General features: G+C 66.2%; 13 protein-coding genes. 3 read left to right on the top strand and 10 right to left on the bottom strand.

Translation table 11 applies throughout. The features are described 5' to 3' along the window. Nucleotides 1-23: 23 nt before the first annotated feature. Both ACQR1B_RS03395 and ACQR1B_RS03400 read right to left on the bottom strand, forming a co-directional pair. Nucleotides 24-314, bottom strand: a complete 291-nt coding sequence (locus ACQR1B_RS03395; protein ID WP_434831240.1) for a hypothetical protein — start codon at nt 312-314, stop codon at nt 24-26. Nucleotides 315-464: 150 nt separating this feature from the next. Then, complete coding sequence (locus ACQR1B_RS03400) at nt 465-1049, bottom strand: LysE family translocator (RefSeq protein WP_434831239.1); 585 nt, start codon at nt 1047-1049, stop codon at nt 465-467. 293 nt (nt 1050-1342) lie between these two features. Here ACQR1B_RS03400 and ACQR1B_RS03405 point away from each other — a divergent pair, with 293 nt between their 5' ends. Beyond that, nucleotides 1343-2818: an amidase gene (locus tag ACQR1B_RS03405; RefSeq protein ID WP_434831598.1), complete on the top strand. Its 1476-nt coding sequence runs from the start codon at nt 1343-1345 to the stop codon at nt 2816-2818. Nucleotides 2819-2844: 26 nt separating this feature from the next. Here ACQR1B_RS03405 and ACQR1B_RS03410 read toward each other — a convergent pair whose 3' ends face one another. Continuing rightward, nucleotides 2845-3612 (bottom strand): transglutaminase-like cysteine peptidase, encoded by a 768-nt coding sequence (locus ACQR1B_RS03410; RefSeq protein WP_434831238.1) that lies wholly within the window; start codon nt 3610-3612, stop codon nt 2845-2847. Nucleotides 3613-4214: 602 nt separating this feature from the next. Here ACQR1B_RS03410 and ACQR1B_RS03415 point away from each other — a divergent pair. Together ACQR1B_RS03415 and ACQR1B_RS03420 are read left to right on the top strand one after the other, a co-directional pair. Continuing rightward, a complete protein-coding gene (locus tag ACQR1B_RS03415; protein WP_434831237.1) occupies nt 4215-10511 on the top strand; it encodes an Npun_F0296 family exosortase-dependent surface protein in 6297 nt (2098 codons plus the stop codon). A gap of 105 nt (nt 10512-10616) precedes the next feature. Further along, nucleotides 10617-12842, top strand: coding sequence for a CHASE2 domain-containing protein (locus ACQR1B_RS03420; RefSeq protein ID WP_434831236.1), 2226 nt, complete (start codon nt 10617-10619; stop codon nt 12840-12842). A gap of 34 nt (nt 12843-12876) precedes the next feature. On the opposite strand, the gene ACQR1B_RS03425 is transcribed toward ACQR1B_RS03420, so the two are convergent. The 7 genes from ACQR1B_RS03425 to ACQR1B_RS03455 form a co-directional block, all read right to left on the bottom strand. Next, nucleotides 12877-14217: an HlyD family type I secretion periplasmic adaptor subunit gene (locus ACQR1B_RS03425; RefSeq protein WP_434831235.1), complete on the bottom strand. Its 1341-nt coding sequence runs from the start codon at nt 14215-14217 to the stop codon at nt 12877-12879. After that, nucleotides 14214-15956 carry a type I secretion system permease/ATPase gene (locus ACQR1B_RS03430; RefSeq protein WP_434831234.1) on the bottom strand — a complete coding sequence of 581 codons (1743 nt, stop codon included), beginning with the start codon at nt 15954-15956 and terminating at the stop codon, nt 14214-14216. Before ACQR1B_RS03430 ends, ACQR1B_RS03425 begins: the two co-directional genes overlap by 4 nt. Before the next feature lie 190 nt (nt 15957-16146). Further along, nucleotides 16147-16416, bottom strand: coding sequence for a GlsB/YeaQ/YmgE family stress response membrane protein (locus tag ACQR1B_RS03435; RefSeq protein ID WP_434831233.1), 270 nt, complete (start codon nt 16414-16416; stop codon nt 16147-16149). A 118-nt stretch (nt 16417-16534) separates the two neighbouring features. Then, complete coding sequence (locus ACQR1B_RS03440) at nt 16535-17518, bottom strand: ABC transporter ATP-binding protein (protein WP_434831232.1); 984 nt, start codon at nt 17516-17518, stop codon at nt 16535-16537. A gap of 247 nt (nt 17519-17765) precedes the next feature. Then, nucleotides 17766-19178, bottom strand: coding sequence for an amidase (locus tag ACQR1B_RS03445; protein WP_434831231.1), 1413 nt, complete (start codon nt 19176-19178; stop codon nt 17766-17768). Next, nucleotides 19175-19372, bottom strand: a complete 198-nt coding sequence (locus tag ACQR1B_RS03450) for a hypothetical protein (protein ID WP_434831230.1) — start codon at nt 19370-19372, stop codon at nt 19175-19177. Before ACQR1B_RS03450 ends, ACQR1B_RS03445 begins: the two co-directional genes overlap by 4 nt. A 28-nt stretch (nt 19373-19400) precedes the next feature. Then, nucleotides 19401-20450: an ABC transporter ATP-binding protein gene (locus ACQR1B_RS03455; protein ID WP_434831229.1), complete on the bottom strand. Its 1050-nt coding sequence runs from the start codon at nt 20448-20450 to the stop codon at nt 19401-19403. Nucleotides 20451-20546 lie beyond the last annotated feature (96 nt).

Below are 20546 nucleotides of genomic sequence, written 5' to 3' on the forward strand. Positions count from 1 at the left end.
GCGCGGGCCGTCGCGGCGTGGCGTCAGATTAGGTGCCTTGGCGGCGGCGAGTCGGACTCGGACAGAACGCCGGCGCGAAGCGCGGGAATGGGCCAGTCGATCGCGGCGACGATATCCGCCGGCACCGCCGCGAGCTGCAGCTGCGGGACGGCGGCGGAGAAGCAGCCATGGCAATGATGATCGGCGATCCCGCGTGGATCGGAATGACCGGCCTTGTCGAGCAGCGACGTGATCTCGGCCTTGCCGGCAGAGGGGTGCGCGACCTCGAGATCGCAGGCGCCGTGCAGCATGCCGGCAAGCAGATAGGCGACCATCACGCACGCCGCCGCGATCCGGCGCAGCAGGCCGGAACGACTGGTCGGATATGGTCGGCCAATGATGCGCACCGCGCCCCCGTTCGCTTGGCGGATAGCACGGGGGCTGCGGTGTTGTCGATCAGCAACAATGTAACAAGGGGAACCGCGTCACGGCAGCGCGAGCGCCGGGGCGAGGATCACGCAGGCGAGCAGCGCCAGGGCCGCAGCGCTGCAGCGATAGCCGAGCAAGGCCGGCACGGCGCGCCCGAGGCCGTGGCGCAAGGTCGCGCCGAGCGCGATCCAGCCGCCACCGATCAGCATGGTCGAGCAGCCGAGCGCGATCAGGAACGGCAGCAGGCGCGCGGCTTCGTCTGCCGGTGGCAGCAGCGTGAAGGCGAAGATGATGGCCTTCGGATTCAAGAGCGTCGTGATGAGCACGCGACGGAAGGTGACCGGCGCGACATCGGCGGCGGACGCACTGCCATGGCGCCAGAGCGCGACCGCAAGGTGCAGCAGGTACAGCACGACCGCGACGCGCAGAGCGTGCCCGACGATCGGCGTGGTCGCGATGACGGGACCGAGCACGACGCGCAATGTCAGGATCGCGAGCAGATAGCCGGAGAGTTCGGCCAGCAGCAGATGAACGGACGCACGGACGCCTCGGCCGGCGCCCGCGGTCGCTAGCAGCGTATTGGTCGGGCCGGGTGTTGCGAGCAGGGCCGCGGCCGACAGAACGAAGATCGACAATTCCATGCCGCCATCCACCACGCGTGCAACAAGGCCGCCTTGAGCAGGGTCAATGTTGCTGGGCCTCACCGGACGCCGGCTCGCTGGCCGTGTACGTTCTGAACATGTGGTCCCGCTTTTCGGTACTGCCCGCTCACAAGTCATGCGGTGATACCTGCGCGACTGGCGGTCCCTCTCCGCATGAATGGCCCGTATTGGCGGCATGCAGCGCGCTCGATTGACTTGGGGCCTCCGCCCACTAAGGTCCGCGCCGGCACGCGCAAGACAACGACGATGGTGGCGCGAAGGATCGGATGACAATGACTTTGGCGATGAACTGGGACGAGTGGGCCCGGCATGACGGTATGGCGCTGGCGGCACGTGTGCGGAGCGGCGAAGTAACCGCGGCGGAGCTGGCGAGCCAGGCGGCCGCAGCCATTGCCAAGGTCGATCCGAAACTATCAGGCGTGGTGGAAGTCTTCGCGGACGCGATCGAGGACCCCGTCAAGGCGGGTGCCAATGCCGATGGTCCGTTCGCCGGCCTGCCGTTCCTGATGAAGGATCTCGGGCCGACCATGGCCGGGCGCCTGCAGGAGCAGGGCTCGCTCTATATGCGCGGCAACCGTCCGGCCGCCGACACGCATCTGACGTCGAAGATGCGCAAGGCCGGCCTCAATCTGATGGGGCGCACCACGACGCCGGAGTTCGGCGTCTGCAGCTCGGCTGAGAATCCGGCGGTCTACGTCACGCGCAATCCGTGGAATACCGACTACACCACCTGCGGCTCGTCGGCCGGAAGTGCGGCGATGGTCGCCGCCGGCGTGGTGCCGATCGCGCACGCCACCGATGGCGGCGGCTCGATCCGCATTCCGGCCGGCGTCAACGGCAATATCGGCCTGAAAGTGTCGCGCGGCGTGTTCTCGATCGCGCCGCATCTGTCGGATCTCTCCGGCCTGGTCTCGATCCAGGGCTGCCAGTCGCGCAGTGTGCGCGACACTGCCGCGTTCGTCGATCATTGCCGCGGCGGCGCGCCAGGCGAATTCATGCCGTACTGGACCACGCCGGAGCCCTATGTCGATCTGATCAAGCGCGACCCCCGCAAACTGAAAATCGCGCTGTCGCACCAATGGGGCGACTATCGCGCGACGCCGCACATCGCGGCCGAGCTCGAGCGCGTCGGCAAATTTCTCGAAGGCCTCGGCCATCACGTCGGCTACGCCTTGCCGGACGTCGACTATCGCGCCGCCTTTGCCGCGCAGACCACCTGCTACATCTCGAACTTCGCGATCGTCATCAACAACCTGCTCGCGTCGCGCAAGCTCGAGCGGCCGCCGGCCGACCTGATCGAGCCGATCAACATCCGCATCTGGGAAGCCGGCAAAGGCACGAGCTTCGCCGAGCGCGCGGCGATGCAGGCGGTGTTCAACACCACCTCGCGCGCCTTCGGCGCCTTCTTCGAGGAGTGGGACATCATCCTGACGCCGATCACGGCGTTGCCGACGCCGAAGATCGGCACCACGGAATATCTGACGATCAGCGACAATCCCGACGTGCTCGACTGGTTCGGGAATCTGTGGCGCAACTTCGCGTTCACGCCGCTCGCGAATCTCTGCGGCATTCCGGCGATATCGCTGCCGCTCGCCAGCAACGAGCACGACCTTCCGCTCGGCATCCAGGCGATCGGCAAGCAGGCCGACGACGGCCTGCTGCTGCAGCTGGCTGCCCAGATCGAGCGCGCCATCGACGGCCAATGGAACGGCGGCGCCGTTCCGGCGGTGCATGTCACTAAGGGCTGAAGCAATACCGTCGCGGATGACGGTCGTCAGTTGGCGGCCACCGAGCCGGGCGCATGCCCGCCGCGCGGCGGGCTGCTCACCTCGGCCATCACGGCAGAGGCCTGAAGCATCGAGATGCCGGTGTCGTCCATCACGAACCGCGGCTGCACCTGTCGTGCGTCGCCGTCCTGGACCATCGCCATCCGCTGATTGTCGAGCAGCAGCCAGCGTCCGTCGAGGCGCGCCGCGACGACGGCATGATCCTCATCGCGTGCGGTGTCGCGAACAATGACGATGCGCAGATCCTGCGACGCGACGCCCGCCAGCCGGAGCGCAACGAACTTCGCGATCGCGTAGTCCTCGCAGTCGCCGGCCTGGCTCGCGAAGGTAACGAGCGGCGACGCCCAGACGTCGGTCTTGCCATACTGAGCGAGATCGCTCATAGGCCGAATGGCGAGATTGATCGCACGGTTGATTTCACCCAGGCGGGCGCGACCTTCCCTGGCGCGTCCCTGATCGACGATCGCGAGCAGGCGCAACGCGGCCGGCGAGACACAACGGTCGCGATCGCCGTCGCAAAGGGCGAGCTGTACCCGCTCGTCTTCGAGCTGGCGCGCCAGTCCGAGCCATTTGGTCCGCAGCGGGCCGGCTGCAACGCCGGCTCTGATCAGGCCGAACGGTTCCGCATCGTCGATGACGACCCCGAGTCCCAGCGGCTGCCCGACCGGGCCGGCCGCTGCGGGATGGCCGAGTCCGAGGGCGGCGCTGACGGCCGCCGCCGCAAATGATGCGCGCATCAGCGCGAGAATGTTCATGTGACGCCCCGTGCCCGGAACTCTGCCTGCGCGATGACGCGCGAACGGATCCGGTGCTTGTTGGGGCCAGCATGCGAGCCGGGGGTTGGACTCTGCTTAAAGCCGCTGTGCCGGCGACAAAATCGCGGTATTCAGGCTGAACGTTGTGTTGCTTCGATGCGACAAATCTTAGCGAAAGCGCCGCGGGGGCGCGCCGTCGCGGCATATTCTCGGTCTGGTTGTAGCCTCCGGCGATCCGCAGCTCCGGCTCAATTGTTGCATTTTGTCGATTTTTCTCGGCGCGACCGGCATGGGCCGCCCGAATTTCGCCCGCAGGAGTATGTGGGTGGGGATGTTGGGTTTGGACGATGTATTCGTTGGGCTGGCAATACAGTGAAATGCTGAGAATGCGCCTGATCTTGGCTTCGAATACGAATTTATACTTGGGAAGTCCTTACAGAAGGAACGATATAATCTTGAAGATATCAGGGAAAAACTTTGGGCGCTGCCGTTTCCGGGCCCCGGGCGCACAAGCTGAAGGTGGTTCCGCCAGACACTTTCCAGTGATATGCAGGGTTTGAACATCAATTCTTATGTAATTATTAACCATAGTCGGTGGGCCCGTGAATTACGCTGGCAAGTCTGACGCCGCGCTTTTCTCCAACGGCCTTGGCACGTCTGCGACCGCTCATGTGAAGCTGGACGCGCCGCATGCTCATGCGCCGGCGGATGCGATCGTCGTTCCCGACGCGCATTTTCTGTTCAATGCCGATTTCAAGCGCTCCGGCCTCGACCTTGTATTGTCGTCCGACGGCCGCGAGATCGTGCTGCCGGATTACTTCAAGGGCGACAAGCGGGCGCCGCTGGCATCGCCCGACGGCGCGCATCTGACCGGCGACCTCGTCAATACGCTCTCCGGCGCGGTGCAGGTCAGCCAGGCCGGCGGCGCGGCGAGCGCCGGCAAGGTGATCGGCCATGTCACCAAGCTGCAGGGCACCGCGACCGTCATCCGCAACGGCGTCTCGATTCTGCTTCACAACGGCGACAACGTCGAGAAGGGCGACGTCGTCCAGTCCGGCTCGAATTCGACGCTCGGCATCACCTTCATCGACGGCACCGTGTTCGGCCTGTCCTCGAATGCGCGGATGGTACTGAATGAAATGGTGTACGACCCCAACGGGTCGAACAACTCATCGCTGATCAGCCTCGTCGCCGGCACGATCTCGTTCGTGGCCGGCGAGACCGCCAAGCATGGCGACATGAAGGTCGACACGCCCGTGGCCACCATGGGCATTCGCGGCACGGCCGTGCTGGTCGAGATCGATTTCACGGTGCCGGGGCAGGGCGGTCTGCCCGATGCCAAGTTCCAGGTGCTGGTCGAGCCCGACGGCCGCACCGGCTCCTACGTGCTGTTCGACAAGACGACGCTGCAGCCGATCGCCGTGGTCAACCAGGCCGGCCAGCAGATCCAGATCAGCAACGGCGTGATCAATCAGACCACTGTCCCGCTCTCGCCGGACATCCAGAAGCTCATCAACGACGTCTTCACGCAGAAATTCACAGATAACACCAATCCGAAGTCGACGCCGCATTTCACCGACATCGGTGTGCTGCAGACGCTGACGCCGATCACCCTGGCCAACGGCACCACCGCGACGCCGACGTTCCGGGTCACCGACGACACCGGCTCGTCGGCTACGCCGGGCACGACGTCCGAGCAACTGACGCACATCGCCGGCCCGCCGGAGGTCCGGATTCTCGACACCGCCGGCCAGCTCACGACGGCGTTCGGGCTGATCGAGCGCGCCGGCCAGACCGGGAACGGCGCCGATCTCGACACGGTCCTCAGCCGGGTCAATTTCGTCGACATCAACGGCATCGACCGGCCGACGGTCTCGGTGAGCTTCGCGTCCTATGCCTACAAGAGCGCGCAGCAGGCCGACGTCACGGCCTCGTTGAATGCCCTGCAGCTGCAGGACGTGATGGCGACGGCCGTGAAGATCACGGTCACGCCGGATCCCAACAACAAGAACTACGGCTCGGCGGCGCTGACCTACAGCGTCCCCGATAACTATTTCGACTTTCTGGCGGCCGGCGAGACGCTGACGCTGACCTATCTCGTGCGCGTCGACAACAATTTCGCGCCCGCCAACGAATATGCGCTGGTGCCGATCACGATCACGGTGACGGGCACCAACGACAAGCCCGAGATCACGGCGGCGGTTCACTCGATCGCGTTCGAGGGCGGCACCAGCGTGCCGGGCGGACCGCTGACGTCGGATGATCCGACCTCGGGCACGCTGACCTTCAAGGATGTCGACCTCACCGACACTCACATCGTTTCGGCCAAGCTGACCAGCGCGGTTCTCGAAGGCGGCGGCAACCTTCCGCCCGCTCCGCTCGCTCTGTTCGAGCAGGCGCTGACGGCGTCGCTGGCCTCCGACAGCACCGGCAGCGGCACCGGCAAGATCAATTGGAGCTTCGGTAACCTGCCGGTCTACGTCGCCGATTTCATTCCCGCGGGGCAGACGCTGACGCTCACCTACACGGTGACCTTGACGGACTCGCAAGGCGCGACATCGACCCAGACGATCACGGTGACCATCACCGGCACCGACGATCCCGCCGTCGTCTGGATCGCCACCACGCAGCCCGGCGACAGCAGCGGCGCGCAGGTCATGTTGTGGGGCGACGGCGCGAACTGGGAAACCGGTCTGGCGCCGACGGCCCATGACGACGTCATCATCATCACCGATCAACTGCACGGCCTGACGCCCGCGTTCCCGGTGACGATCGAGACGGCGGCCTTCGCCAAATCGGTCAGCCTGAACGATTTTGGCGGCGGAGCCGTCCCGGAGCTCGACAATCACAGCACGCTGACGATCAGTGGCGCGCTGACGGCCAAGGCCGACTCCCGAATCTACAATTTCTCCGATGCGACGATCATTGTCGGCGGCTCGGTCCTGATCCTGGACCACAGCGAGCTGCACAATGCCGGCACGATGGTTCTGGCCGGTGGCGGCGTGTTTGGGTCCGCTGCGGACATCGTCAACACCGGAACGCTCGAACTGACCGGCGGCACGCTGACCGTGTCCGCCGACGTCGCGAACGCCGACGAGGACAGCTCCGGCCTGATCCAGGTCGACCTGGGCGCCACCCTGACCCTCGACGGCGGCAGCATCGATGGTGGAACGATCTTTATCCAGGGCGCGCCGGTGGTCCAGAACGTCGGCACGCTGGACGAGGGCGGAGAGCCGCCGCTGCAGGCCAACGGCCTGCTCGTCCTGCAAGGCGGGGCGGAGATCAGCTACGGCGAGCTGACCAATTTCGGCACGATCGAGGTGGCGGGCAGCGGCAACGCCATCTCGGACGAGAGCATCACCAATGTCGGCCTGATCGACGTCGAGGCAGCTGCCGAACTTACTCTCGGCGACGGCACCAGCGTCGACAATGCGGACGGCGCCATCACGGTCGAGGAGTCTGCGACCCTGACGCTGTCGCGATCGTCCATCACCGGCGGGATGCTGACCAATCACTCCGGCGGGACGGTGGCCCTGACCGGCCAGGCCGCGCTGATCGGCGGCACGCTGTGGAACTACGGCGGCGTCGCCGTCTCCGGCAGCGGCAATGCCTTCGAGGACGAGACGATCATCAATGCCAACGCCGCCGCGATCACCCTTGCGCTGAGCGGTGTGCTGTCGCTGAGCGGCACCAGCATCGCCGGCGGCACCGTCACCAGCGAAGGGACGATCTCCATCGACGGTGACAGCGTGATCAACGGCAGCGCCGTCGCGGGCGGCGCGCTGCTGATCGGCGAGACTGGTGTGCTGGCGGAGGCAACGGCGATCCTGACGGTTCAGGGCGCCGCTTCCTTGACCGATGTCGACGTGACGATCGGCGGAGGATCGACGCTCGAGGTCGCCGAAGAGGAGAGCGCGACCCTGGTCGGGGTGACGGTCGACAATTCCGGCACGGTCCAGGTGGATCAAGGCGCGCTGCTACTGATCGAGGACAGCACGATCACCGGGGGCAATCTCGTCAACCACGGCACCGTGCATGTCGAGACTGCAACTGCGACCACGTTCGACAATGTCACTATCGATAATACCGACGGTGACATCATCATCGATGAGGATGGTGAGACTCCCGTGGAAGCGACCTTGGTTCTCGACGGCAGTACGACGCTCACCGGCGGCGCGCTGAAGGTGCAAATTGCAGGCACGCTGGAGGTCGCCGGTCAAGACGTTACCCTGTCCGGCGTTGACGTGGAAAACGTCGGCATAGTCACTATCGATTTCGGTGCCATCCTCGATCTCGCTGGCACCAAGGTGAGCGGTGACGGCACGCTTTACATCTACGGCACCATCACCGCGAGCGGCCTGAGCGGCCTCAGTGGAGCGATCTACAACGACGGCACGATCGAGATCACGGCCGGCACGTTCGAGATCAGCGGTGACGTGTCTGGCCTGGGGCTTATCAAGGTCGATGCCGGAGCGACGCTCACGGTCGATGGCCATGTCGACCAGACCATTGATTTCAGCAGCAAGGGGAGCAGCGAGATCGTCATCGACGATGCCGGCTTCTCCGCCAAGCTCGCCGGCCTCGGCGTCGACGACAAGATCGATCTGAAAACGATCGAATGGAGCGACGCGACCACGGCGACGTTCGAGAACGGCGTACTCACCGTCTGGGATGGCAAAGGGCACAGCATTGCCTTGACGCTCGACGGCGATTTCAGCGGCTTGCATTTCTCCGGTCGCAATGATGGGCAGGGCGGAACGCTGATCACGCTGACGGACAAGGACGCGGCACCGGTGATCGCCGATCCCGAACAGACGGGTCTCGTCACCGAGACGGCGGAGACGACCGGATCGCCCGATCCGCTTCGCGTCGACGGCACCATTCACTTCCACGACGTCGACCTGACGGACCGGCCGACCGCCTCCATTCTGGCCAACGCGCAGAGCGTGACATGGACGGCGGCCGATGGGCACACCGACTTGTCCGGCCAACTGACGGGGGGCCAAATCGCCGCGCTCGAACAGGCGCTGCAACTGAGCCCAGGTGGCAACGCCAACAATGGCAAGGTCGACTGGACCTACGACATTGCTGACGGCAAGCTGGATTTCCTTGGCGTCGGCCAGACGGTGACTGTCACCACCACGGTGACGCTCGACGATCATCATGAAGGCGGCACCGCGACGTCGACGATCGTCGTCACCATCAAAGGCACCAACGATCTGCCGGTCGTGACGAGCGATGGGCAGCCGGCCGTCATCGCGGAGCGTACGGCCGAGTCAGGATCGAGCCTGCTCGACACGGCGAGCGGCACCATCACTTTCACGGACGCCGATCTCACCGATACGCACGTGTTGAAGGTCATCGGCGACGTTGCGACCTCGGGCAATGACTGTGGCTTGCCGTCGGACATGTCTGTGCTCAAGAGCTGGCTGTCGCTCGGCGCGCTCACCGAGTCCGGCAAGGGTGCGGGATCGCAGGCCTGGAGCTTCGCTGCCAGCGACAAGGCGTTCGACTACCTCGGCGTCGGTCAGCACGTGACGCTGACCTACACGGTGCAAATCGACGACGGCCACGGCGGCAGCGTGGAGGTGCCCGTCACCGTCACCGTCAAGGGTGCCGAGGATGCCCCCGTGATCACGGGTGAAACCAATCCGACGCTCCAGACCGTCATCCTGTCCGAGCGTGCGACCGTGCTGGCGGCCACTGTCGGCACCAATGCCGAGGGCATGCCGACAGAGACCTTCGATGACGTCACGGCCGGGTCCATGTCCGACAACGGGCGCGGCCATGGCAGTTTCTACAGCAAGGCGCTGGACGCGACCTTTACCGCCGACGGCAATGCTGGCGTGGTGCACGGCTCCTCGTCCACGTCTGCGGCGCCCTACATGCACGACGGTGCCGACCAGACCAACTATCTCAGCATCGGCGGCCAGGCCCAGGAGACCATCACCTTCGGCGGCCTCAAGAACAGCTTTGGCCTGTATTGGGGCTCGGTCGACAGCTACAACGGCATCTCCTTCTACAATGGCGACAAGCTGGTGGCGTCCTACAGCGGCGGCGAGGTCGCACCGCTGATCGCGAATGGCGGGCAGGGATCGCCGGCCTCGAACGGCTATGTCGAGTTCCTCGGCCTGTCGCCGTTCAACAAGGTCGTGCTGGCGAGCAGCCAGAACGCGTTTGAGATCGACAACGTCTCCGCCGGCAGCATTGCCGACCAGCCGGTCAAGCTGGCGTGCGGCATGTCGGGCACGCTGACGGTGCTCGACAAGGATGTCGGCGATACGCTGACGGCCTCGGTGCTCGGCAATGGCACGATCTTGTACAACGGCTCTCCGACCCTGCCGGCCAACGCCGAGGTCCAGACGCTGGCCGATGCCCTCGCGATCACCTTCGACAGCGCCACATCCGACGGCGGGTCCAAGGTTCTGCACTGGAAATACCATCCGGCCGACGTGAACCTGGATTTCCTCAATCCCGGCGACACGCTGACCGTCACCTATCAGGCGCAAGTCAGCGACGGTCACGGCGGCGCCGCGACCGAGGCGCTGACGGTCACGCTGGCGGGCAACGGCGCCACGACGGTCAACGGCACGGATCAGAACGACAATTTCGTCAATGTCGGCGGCGGGGTCACGATCTTCGGCAAGGACGGCAACGACACCTTCGTGTTCAATCCGCATTTCGGCAGTGCCACGATCGCCGATTTCGACGTCGACAAGGACGTCGTGCAGATCGACCATTCGCTGTTCGCCTGTGTCGACGCAATGGTCGCTGCGGCACAGTCCGCCGGTAACGGCCACGACACCGTCATCACCGACGCGGCGCACGATACGCTCACTCTGAAGGGTGTGACGCTGGAGCAGTTCAAGTTGCATCACGAAGGTTTTCATCTCGTCTGAGCATGCGCATGGCGCATGCGATGCAGACGGGGGCATCGCCAAGCGGGCCGTCCGGGACGACCGTTGGTCTCGGACCGCCGGCCCCGGCGTGATATCGGATGCTGTATGAAGCGGTTGAGAGCAGTCCCACGATGGTTCGCGCGCAGGTTCGGTTATGCGCGCGTGATTTGCCTGCTGCTGCTGATCGCGTTTGCGGCGCTGCGCGTCGCCGATCCTGCGCCGGTGCAGGAGCTGCGGCTCCGAACCTTCGACAATTTTCAGGCGTTCAGTCCGCGGACCAAGACGATCCGCCCCGTGACCATCGTCGACATCGACGAGAAGAGCCTTGCGGATCCCAAGCTCGGGCAGTGGCCGTGGCCACGGACGCGCATCGCGGAGATCATCGACAATCTGACGCGGCTTGGCGCCGTCGTGATCGCCTTCGACGTCGTGTTCGCCGAGCCGGACCGGCTCAATCCCGCCATCGCTGCGGAGACCTTTCCCAATCTCGATGAGGCGACGCGCGAGAAGCTGAGGGGACTGCCGTCGAATGACCAGGTGCTGGCCGACGCCTTGCGCAGGTCGCGCATCGTGCTCGGCGAAACCGGCAGCTTCGATCGGCGCGCCGATCTCGATACGACGCTACCGGTCACCGGCTTCGCGATGACGGGCGACCCCATCCCCTTCATGGAGCCTTTCCCAGGGCTGTTGCGCAACGTTCCGGTCATCGAGCATGCCGCGGCCGGGCGCGGCCTGTTCACGATTCCCCCGGAGCGCGACGGCATCATCCGCCGGGTGCCGATGATCATGCGGGCGCAGGACACCACCATGCTGGCGCTGAGCTTCGAGACGCTTCGCGTCCTGACCGGCACGGACACGGTCTTCATCAAGGCCGAGGAAGGCGGCATCACCAACCTCGTCCTGCGCGGTTTTCAGATCCCGACCGACGGCAACGGCAAGATCTGGGTGCACTACGCCAACCACGATCCGTCGATCTACGTGTCCGCCATCGACGTGCTCGAGGGGCGCGTGGCGCCGGAGAAGATCGCAAAGAAGCTGATTCTGATCGGACCGTCGGCGATAGGTCTGTACGACATCAAGACCACTCCGGTCTATCCGGCCATGCCGGGCGTCGAGGTGCATGCCCAGGTGCTGGAGTCGGTGCTGACGGGGTCCATCCTGACCCGCCCGTATTGGGGTGTCGTGGTCGAGTTCTTCGCTGCGGTCCTGCTCGGTCTGCTCGTCATCGTGTTCGCGCCGCAACTCGGCGCCGTCACGCTGGTCGTGGTCGGGGCGTTGTTCGCGAGCGCGCTGATGGGCATCTCCTGGTACTCCTACACCCAGCATCGCCTCCTGATCGACTTCACCTATCCGATGCTGTCGACGACGGCGATCTATCTGACGCTGATCTTCGCCAATTTCGTCCGCGAGCAGGAGCAGCGCCGGCAGATGCGCTCGGTGTTCGGACAATATCTGTCGCCGGTGCTGGTCGAGCAACTCGCCGACTCCCCGCCCAAGCTCGGCGGCGAGGAGCGCGAGATCACGGTGATGTTCTCCGACGTGAGGGGCTTCACCTCGATCTCGGAGAGCTACAAGCACGATCCGCAGGGCCTGACCCAGCTGATGAACCGCTTCCTCACGCCGCTCACCGATGCCATCATTGCCCGCAAAGGCTACGTCGACAAATACATGGGCGACGCCATCATGGCGTTCTGGAATGCGCCGCTCGCCGACCGGGATCATCAGCTCAACGCCTGCGAAGCCGCGCTCGACATGCTCGATCGGATCGACATGGTGAATGGCGAACGCGAGCAGGAGGCCGCGCATGGCGGCCATGTCTACATTCCGCTCAAGGTCGGCATCGGCCTCAACACCGGGATCGGCGTCGTCGGCAACATGGGCTCCGATTTGAAGTTCAACTATTCGGCGCTCGGCGACAGCGTCAATCTCGCTTCGCGGCTCGAAGGCCAGTCCAAGGAATACGGCTTTCCGATCATCGTCGGCTCAGCCACCGCGATGGCGGTCAAGGACCGGCTCGCGATCCTCGAACTCGACTTCATCATGGTCAAGGGCAAGACCGAGCCGGAGGTGATCTATGCCATCACCGGCCGCCAGGACGTGATGCATTCCGAGCGCTTCCAGCTCCTGCGCAATCTCACCATCGAGATGCTGGCCGCCTATCGCAGCCGCGACTGGGACGAGGCGCTCGCCGCGATCGCGCGCGGCCGCAAGAACGACGAGGCGAGGGAGCTTGCGAAACTCTACGACCTCTACGAGGCCCGCATCCGCAGCTATCGGCAGGACCCGCCGCCGGACGACTGGAACGGCGCCCATGCGCTGCTGACGAAGTAGCCGCTGCGCTGGACCCCATAACGGCGTGGGCGTCCTACTTTTCCCGGAAGGCGCGCATCAGCTGATCGTGCAGCGGCTTCATCAGGTAGGAGATGACGGTGCGGTCGCCGGTCTGGACGAAGGCCTCGACCGGCATGCCCGGGATCAGCTTGACGTCGCCGAGCCTTGCAATCTCCTGCGGCGGCATCGAGACGCGGATCGTGTAGTAGCTCTGGCCGGTGCGCTGGTCGGTGGTGACGTCGGGCGAGACGCGGCTGACGACGCCGTTCAATTCCGGCGTGGTGCGCTGGTTGAAGGCGGAGAGCCGCAGCAAGGTCTTCTGCCCGATCTGCAGCTTGTCGATGTCCTGCGGATTGACCTTGGCCTCGACCTGCAAATCGTCGCTCTGCGGCACGATCAGCATGACGGTGTCGCCGGCGGTGATGACGCCGCCGACGGTGTGGACGGAGGATTGCAGCACCATGCCGTCCTGCGGCGCGCGGATGTCGACGCGGCGCAACTGATCCTCGGCGGTGATCTTGCGCTCGACGAATTCGCCGATCTTGTCGGTGGCCTCGCGCAGGTCCTTGGAGACCTCGCTGACCATGTCCTTGTCGACCTGGATGATCTGCAGCTCGGTCTCGCTGATCTTGCCCTTGGCCTGGGCGCGGGCGGCGATGTATTGCGCGCGCTCGCCGTTGAGGCGGGCGGTGTCACGCTCCAGCGTCGTCAGGCGCGACAACTGCACCAAATGCTGATCGTAGAGCTGACGCACGCCGTCCAGCTCCTTCTGCACCAGCGCGATCTCCTGGTCCTTGGCGCTGACCTGCGCCGAGAGGCCCTCGATCTCCTCGCCGAGCTGGGCCACGCGCTCGCGCAGCTGCGCCTTCTGCCCGATGCGGCCGTTGACGCGAACCTCGAACAGCTTGGTCTCGCTCGCGGTCAGGCTCTTGACGTCGGGATCGCTCATACGCTGCAGGAGCTGCGGCGGAAACAGGATCTTGGCCCAGCCGCGCTGCTCGGCCTCGAGCCTGGCGGCGCGGGCCTGCAGCGCATCGAGATTCTTGGTGACGATCGCGAGAGACGCCTTGGTCACGGTGTCGTCGAGCCGCACCACGATGTCGCCGGACTTGACGACGTCGCCGTCGCGCGCCCTGAGCTCGCCGACGACGCCGCCGGTCGGATGCTGCACCTTCTTGACGTTGGACTCGACCACGATCTGGCCCGGCGCGATCAGCGCGCCGGAGATCTGCTGCGTCGCGGCCCAGCCGCCGAGCCCGCCAGCTACGGCAATGACGACGGCCATGCCGACGAATAGATGGCGGCGGATCGATTCGCGCACGCTCTCTGGCTTGCGGGCTCCGGGAAGAGGGCCGGCGACGACCTGACTGCTCATGGCTTCGTCACTCCGGCGTCGGAGACGATCTTGATCGGCGCCGCCGGACGCGGCTGCAGCACCTGCGCCAGCACCGTTTCCTTCGGACCGAACGCCTGCGCGCGGCCGTCCTTCATGACGAGCACCTGATCGACGGCCTCGATGCCGATCGGCCGGTGGGCGACGACGACCACGATCGCGCCGCGCGCCCGCGCCGAGCGCACCGCGCGCGACAGCGCCTCGTCGCCCTCGGTGTCGAGATTGGAGTTGGGCTCGTCGAGCACGATCAGGAACGGATTGCCATAGAGCGCGCGCGCCAGCGCGACGCGCTGGGCCTGTCCCGCCGACAGCGCCGTGCCCTGCTCGCCGATCTGGGTGTCGTAGCCCTCGCGCATCTTGATGATCATGTCGTGCACGCCGGCCTCCTTGGCGGCGGCGATGACGCCATCCGCCGAGGCCTGCGGATCGAAGCGGCCGATGTTCTGCGCCACGGTGCCGGCGAACAGCTCGACGTCCTGCGGCAGGTAGCCGATGTGACGGCCGAGCTCATCCGACGACCACTGATCGAGCGCCGCCCCATCGAGCCGGACATGGCCGCGCACCGGACGCCAGACGCCGACCAGCGCGCGCACCAGCGAGGATTTGCCGGACGCGCTGGGGCCGATGATGCCGAGGCCGTTGCCGGCCGCTAACGCGAAGCTGACATCCTGCACGATCGGCTTCTGGTCGCCCGGCGCCACGATCGAGATGCCCTCGACCGAGAGCTTGGCGACCGGCGGCTGCAGCAGGGTCGGCGCCGATCGCTGCGGCATGGTCTGCAGCAGCTGGCTCAGGCGGCGCCAGCTCTGGCGGGCGGCCACGAAGCTCTTCCAATGCGCGATGGCGAGATCGACCGGCGCCAGCGCCCGGGCGCTCAGGATCGAGCCGGCGATGATGATGCCGGCGGTTGCCTCCTGGTGGATGACGAGATAGGCGCCGACCGCGAGCACCGCCGATTGCAGCATCATGCGCAGCACCTTGGCGATGGCTCCAAGGCCGCCGGCGACGTCGCTGGCGCGCTGGTTGCCGGCGAGATATTTGTCGTTGGTCTCGTTCCAGCGCTGCAGCATGCGCCCGGCCATGCCCATCGCGACCAGCACCTCGGCATTGCGGCGGCTTGCGGTGACGAGATCGTTGCGGCGGGCGGCGAGCCCCATCGCCTCCTTGGCCGGCGTGCGGGTCATGAACTCCGTGACCAGCGTCAGCGTCACCAGGATGATCGCGCCGACCAGCGCGGTGACGCCGAGCATCACGTGGAAGGCGAAGCAGATGGCCAGATACAGCGGCAGCCACGGCAGGTCGAAGAACGCCCCCGGCCCCTGGCTGCCGAGAAAGCTCCTGATGTTGTCGAGGTCGCGCAGCGGCTGCAGGCCCTCGTTGCGGCCGCCGGCCGACAGCGGCAGCCGCACCACGGTGTCGAACACCCGCGCGTTCAGGCTCTCGTCCAGCGCGGTGCCGATCCGGCCGAGAATGCGGCTGCGGATCATGTCGAGCGCGCCCTGGGCGGCGTAGAGTCCGGCGGCGATGATGATGAGGCCGATCAGGGTCGGAACGGAACGGCTCGGCAGCACCCGGTCGTAGACCTCCAGCATGAAGATCGAGCCGGTCAGATACAGCAGGTTGATGATGCAGCTCATCAGACCAACGCCGACGAAGGCGCTGCGGCAGCCGCGCAAGGCATCGCTGAGTTCGGATTGCCTCGCGTGAGGTACGGCCGCCATCACCACCATCTCTAATCGATCAAATGAACTGCAGGTCCGCCGATCAAAACGATGAGTTGGCGGGAAACAAGGCGAAATATAACTGATTCCGGTGGCGAGCGTCCAAAGACGCTCGCTTTAGCGTAAATGAGCGATGTGCTTGGTGTGTCGTGCGGTGCAGCGGAAACGTTCAGCCGCACCGGATCGCAAGCTAGAGCCGGCCGCCGGTCCGCACCAGCCGGACGACGAGCAGCAGGATGATGGCGCCGAGCGCCGAATAGACGATCTCGGACACCAGCCCGGTTCCTAGACGGATGCCGAGGCGCGGGAAAATGAGGCTCGCGACCAGGGCCCCGAGCACGCCGATCACGATATCGCCGATCAGGCCGAAGCCGGTGCCGCGCACGATCTGGCCCGCCAGCCAGCCGGCGATCAGGCCGACGAACAGAATGACCAGGATACCTTCGTTCGAGATGTGCATCGCCTATCCTTGCGCGCGCAGGCCCCCGCGCCGTGCCGCATCATAGCGGGACTGCCGCAGCACGACGACACGCGACACATCGTGCGGTAACGAGAGAGCGTAGGTTTCGCGCCGACCGTTACGTCGCCGCCACACTCATCGGCGGTTGGGCGAGAATGCAACGGGCCAGGCGCTGCGGCCCGAGTGCAATGTTGGGCGGCATCGCCTCCGTACAGCGCGGCTGGGCGAGGCTGCAGCGCGGCGCGAAGGAGCAGCTCTGCGGCGCCTGGTCGAGCGAGGGCGGCGTGCCCGGGATGGTCTGCAGCCGCTCGCCGCGCTTGGCGCCGTGAACCGTCGAGGCCAGCAGACCGCGGGCGTAGGGATGAACGGGCTGGCGGACGATGTCGCGCAGCGAACCCTGCTCCACGATCTGGCCGGCATACATCACCGCGACGCGGTCGCAGATCTCGATGGCGACGCCGATGTCGTGGGTGACGAAGATGACGGACATGCCGAACTCGCGCTGCAGCTCGCGGAGCAGCAGCAGGATCTGGATCTGCACGGTGGCGTCGAGCGCGGTGGTCGGCTCGTCGGCGAGCAGCACCTTCGGCCGGCACGCCAGCGCCAGCGCAATCATCGCGCGCTGGCGCATGCCGCCCGACATTTCGTGCGGATAGGAATCGAGCCGGCGCTTGGCCGAGGGAATGCGGACGACATCGAGCATCTCCAGCGCCCGCGCGCGTCCGTCCGCCTGGCTCTTGCCTTCGTGGCGCATCACGGTTTCGGCGATCTGGTCGCCGATCGTGTAGACTGGATCGAGCGCCAGCCCCGGCTCCTGGAAGATCATCGACACCGTTCGGCCGCGGAACTGCGACAGCTCTTCGTCATCGAGCGCCAGCACGTTGCGGCCCATCACCTCGACCTGACCCGAGATCTGCGTGCGCTTCTTCGGCAGCAGCCGCATCAGCGCCCGCATCGTCACGCTCTTGCCCGAGCCGGACTCGCCGAGCAGCCCCAGCACCTCGCCGTCCGCCAGCGACAGGCTGACATCGTTCACCGCATGCACGGTGCGCTCGCCGGTGAAGCGGATGCTGAGGTTGTCGATCTCGACGAGGTTGGTCATGGGGGCTACTTCACCTTGCCGTCAGGAACGCCGCGTCCGATTGCGGACTGCCACCCTCCCCTGGAGGGGGAGCGTCGGCTCGCATGCAGCGCAGCGGAATGCGAGACGGGGAGGGGTGAATGCCCCTCCATTGACTCGCTTCTGAAACGAGAGACCGTCACCCCACCCCGATTGCGCATGAGATGCGCAATCGACCCTCCCCCTCCAGGGGAGGGTGATATTGTCGGCTGGGGTGCGCGAGTCTCTCTCATGGCAGCGTCGGCACCCTGGCGTGGAAGTCGGTCGCGCGCTGGAAGGCGGCGCCGATGGTCAGGATGGTCGCCTCATCGAAGGAGCGGCCGATCAGCTGCATGCCGACGGGCAAGCCCGTCGCGGTGAAGCCGGTCGGGATCGCCAGCGACGGCAGACCGAGATAGTTGACCGGACGCGTGAAGCGGGTGATGCGCTGGATCACGGCCTCCGCGCCGGGGGCACCGCCGACATCGCTGTCGGCGATCGACGGCGTCACCAGCGGCGAGACCGGCGCGATCACGGCATCGACGCCTGCGGTCGCCGCGACATGCGCGGCCAACGCGGCGCCGCGCCAGCGCAGCGCTTCGAGATAGGAAACGCCGGAGACGGCCAGCGCGTTCTGCAGCCGCATCAGCACCTGCGGGCCATAGTCCTGCGGCCGCTCGATCATCCAGCGCTTGTGGAAGGCGGCGGCCTCGACCGCGAGAACGAGCTGGCAGGCTGCGGTGAGCTGGCGCTGGTCGGGCAGATCGACCTGCACGACATCGGCGCCCTCGGTCTTCAGCACCGCGATCGTCGCGTCGAGGCAGCGCGCGACTTCAGGATCGAGGTCATCGACATAGAACGCCTTGGGCACGCCGATCCTGAGGCCCTTGATCGAGGCCTGGGTCGCTGCGACGTAGTCCGGCACGGGCGCATGGCTTGCGGTCGGATCTTCGGGATCTGGACCTGCCATCAGGCCGAGCAGCAGCGCGCAATCCTCCGCCGTCTGCGCCAGCGGCCCGACGGTGTCGAGCGATTGCGACAGCGGCATCGCGCCGGCGCGGCTGATGCGCCCCCAGGTCACCTTCAGGCCGGTGACGCCGCAGAAATTCGCGGGCATGCGGATCGAGCCGCCGGTGTCCGAGCCGAGCGCCGCAAACGTCAGGCGCGCGCCGACCGCGGAGCCCGAGCCGGACGACGAGCCGCCGGTGACATAGCCGAGCTTCCAGGGATTGTGGACGGCGCCGTAATGCGCGTTGTGTCCGGTCGGGCCGTAGGCGAACTCCGCCATCTGCAGGGTGCCGAGCCGGATCGAGCCGGCGTCCTTCAGCCGCTGCACCGCGGTCGAGGTCGTCGTCGCCACGAAGTCGCGCCGGATCAGCGAGCCGCAGGTCGAGACGTGGCCGGCCTCGTAGTACATGTCCTTGTGCGCCAGGGGCACGCCGTGCAGCGGGCCCTTCGGGCCGTCCTTGGCCAGCGCAGCGTCGGCCAATGCGGCCGCCTTCAGGGCCGGCTCGGACTCGATCGCCATGAAGGCGTTCAGCTTCGGCTGCCATTGCGCGATGCGATGCAGGCAGGCGCGCGTCACCTCGACCGAGGACAGCTTCTTCTCGGCGATGGCTTTCGCCACCTCGGTCAGCGTCATCAGAGCGGGTTCGGTGCTCATCGGGCCACCTTCAGCGTCTGCGCCACGACGTAGCTCGCGGGCTCCAGGTCGAAGGGCAGGGTGCCGGCAATGGCCGCAAAGCCATCGAAGGCCGGTCCGATCGAGTCGGCGATGCGGCTGGCGACCTCCTTGTCGACGGGCAGGCCGGAGGCCTCCGCGATGGCATGGACTTGCTGGGGCGTGGGTCTGGTCATTCCGCTTCTCGCTGCTGGTGTCTTGCCGTCAGGCGGCCGGTGCGCGGCTGTGTCCCGAACCCGGGATCGCCATGTGGCAGGCGGCCTGATGGCCCATTCTATCCAGCTCCGTCAACCGAGGCGCGACATTCGCGCAGGGCACCTCTGCGAACGGACAGCGGGTGTGGAAGCGGCAGCCGGCCGGCGGATCGATCGGGTTCGGCGGATCGCCCGACAGCGGCGGCGTCTCGGTGCGCCGGTCCGGATCGGACGACGGCATCGCTGCGAGCAGCGCGCGCGTATAGGGATGCGCCGGCTTGGCCCAGACCTGCTCGACGGGGCCGAGCTCGACGACCTCGCCGAGATACATCACCAGCACGCGGTCGGAGATGTAGTTGATGACGTTGAGGTCGTGGCTGATGAACAGATAGGTCAGGCCGAATTCGCGCTTGAGGTCCATCAGCAGGTTCAGCACCTGCGCCTCGACCGATTTGTCGAGCGCGGAGACGGCCTCGTCGAGGATGACGAGCCGCGGCGACAGCGCCAGTGCGCGGGCGATGTTGACGCGCTGGCGCTGGCCGCCGGAGATCTCGTGCGGATAGCGGTTGGCGAAGGTTTCCGGCCTTAAGCCCACCTTGCCGAGCAGCTCGCGCGCGAGCGCGCGTGCGGCGCCATCGGCCATGCCATGCACCTTCGGGCCGAACGCGATCGACTCCTCGATCGTCAGACGCGGATTGAGCGAGGCATAGGAGTCCTGGAACACCATCTGCATGCCGCGCCTGAGCTCGCGCAGGGACATCTCGTGGCCGACCTGACGGCCGTCGAAGATGATCTCGCCGGCGTCGCGGTCCATCAGATGCATCAGCAGCCGCGCCGTCGTCGACTTGCCGCAGCCGGACTCGCCGACGATGCCGACCGTCTCGCCCTTGCCAATGTTGAATGAAACATCGTCGACGGCACGCACGGTCTTCCGCGCGCCGAACAACCCGCCGCGGACGGGGAAATGCTTGGTCAGCCCATCGACGCGCAACAGCGGCTGCGCCTTGCCGCCCATGTCCTCGATCGGGGTGAGCCCGGTGACTGGCGATGCTTCACCCATGATGACGGACTCGCGCAGGCGCGGCAGACACGGTGCGCTCCCTCTCCCCGTTCTTACGGGGAGAGGGTTGGGGTGAGGGGCAGCCGCACGGGAAGA

Source organism: Bradyrhizobium oligotrophicum, from assembly GCF_051168495.1.
In the GTDB taxonomy this organism is placed as follows: Bacteria; Pseudomonadota; Alphaproteobacteria; order Rhizobiales; family Xanthobacteraceae; genus Bradyrhizobium; species Bradyrhizobium oligotrophicum_A.

Excerpts from the sequence above, each read along its gene's own strand:
- ACQR1B_RS03435 (WP_434831233.1), bottom strand. The coding sequence starts at position 16,416 with ATGCACATCTCGAACGAAGGTATCCTGGTCATTCTGTTCGTCGGCCTG.
- ACQR1B_RS03430 (WP_434831234.1), bottom strand. The coding sequence starts at position 15,956 with ATGGCGGCCGTACCTCACGCGAGGCAATCCGAACTCAGCGATGCCTTG.
- ACQR1B_RS03425 (WP_434831235.1), bottom strand. The coding sequence starts at position 14,217 with ATGAGCAGTCAGGTCGTCGCCGGCCCTCTTCCCGGAGCCCGCAAGCCA.
- ACQR1B_RS03450 (WP_434831230.1), bottom strand. The coding sequence starts at position 19,372 with ATGACCAGACCCACGCCCCAGCAAGTCCATGCCATCGCGGAGGCCTCC.
- ACQR1B_RS03420 (WP_434831236.1), top strand. The coding sequence starts at position 10,617 with ATGAAGCGGTTGAGAGCAGTCCCACGATGGTTCGCGCGCAGGTTCGGT.
- ACQR1B_RS03455 (WP_434831229.1), bottom strand. The coding sequence starts at position 20,450 with ATGGGTGAAGCATCGCCAGTCACCGGGCTCACCCCGATCGAGGACATG.
- ACQR1B_RS03410 (WP_434831238.1), bottom strand. The coding sequence starts at position 3,612 with ATGAACATTCTCGCGCTGATGCGCGCATCATTTGCGGCGGCGGCCGTC.
- ACQR1B_RS03400 (WP_434831239.1), bottom strand. The coding sequence starts at position 1,049 with ATGGAATTGTCGATCTTCGTTCTGTCGGCCGCGGCCCTGCTCGCAACA.
- ACQR1B_RS03405 (WP_434831598.1), top strand. The coding sequence starts at position 1,343 with ATGACTTTGGCGATGAACTGGGACGAGTGGGCCCGGCATGACGGTATG.
- ACQR1B_RS03445 (WP_434831231.1), bottom strand. The coding sequence starts at position 19,178 with ATGAGCACCGAACCCGCTCTGATGACGCTGACCGAGGTGGCGAAAGCC.
- ACQR1B_RS03440 (WP_434831232.1), bottom strand. The coding sequence starts at position 17,518 with ATGACCAACCTCGTCGAGATCGACAACCTCAGCATCCGCTTCACCGGC.
- ACQR1B_RS03395 (WP_434831240.1), bottom strand. The coding sequence starts at position 314 with ATGGTCGCCTATCTGCTTGCCGGCATGCTGCACGGCGCCTGCGATCTC.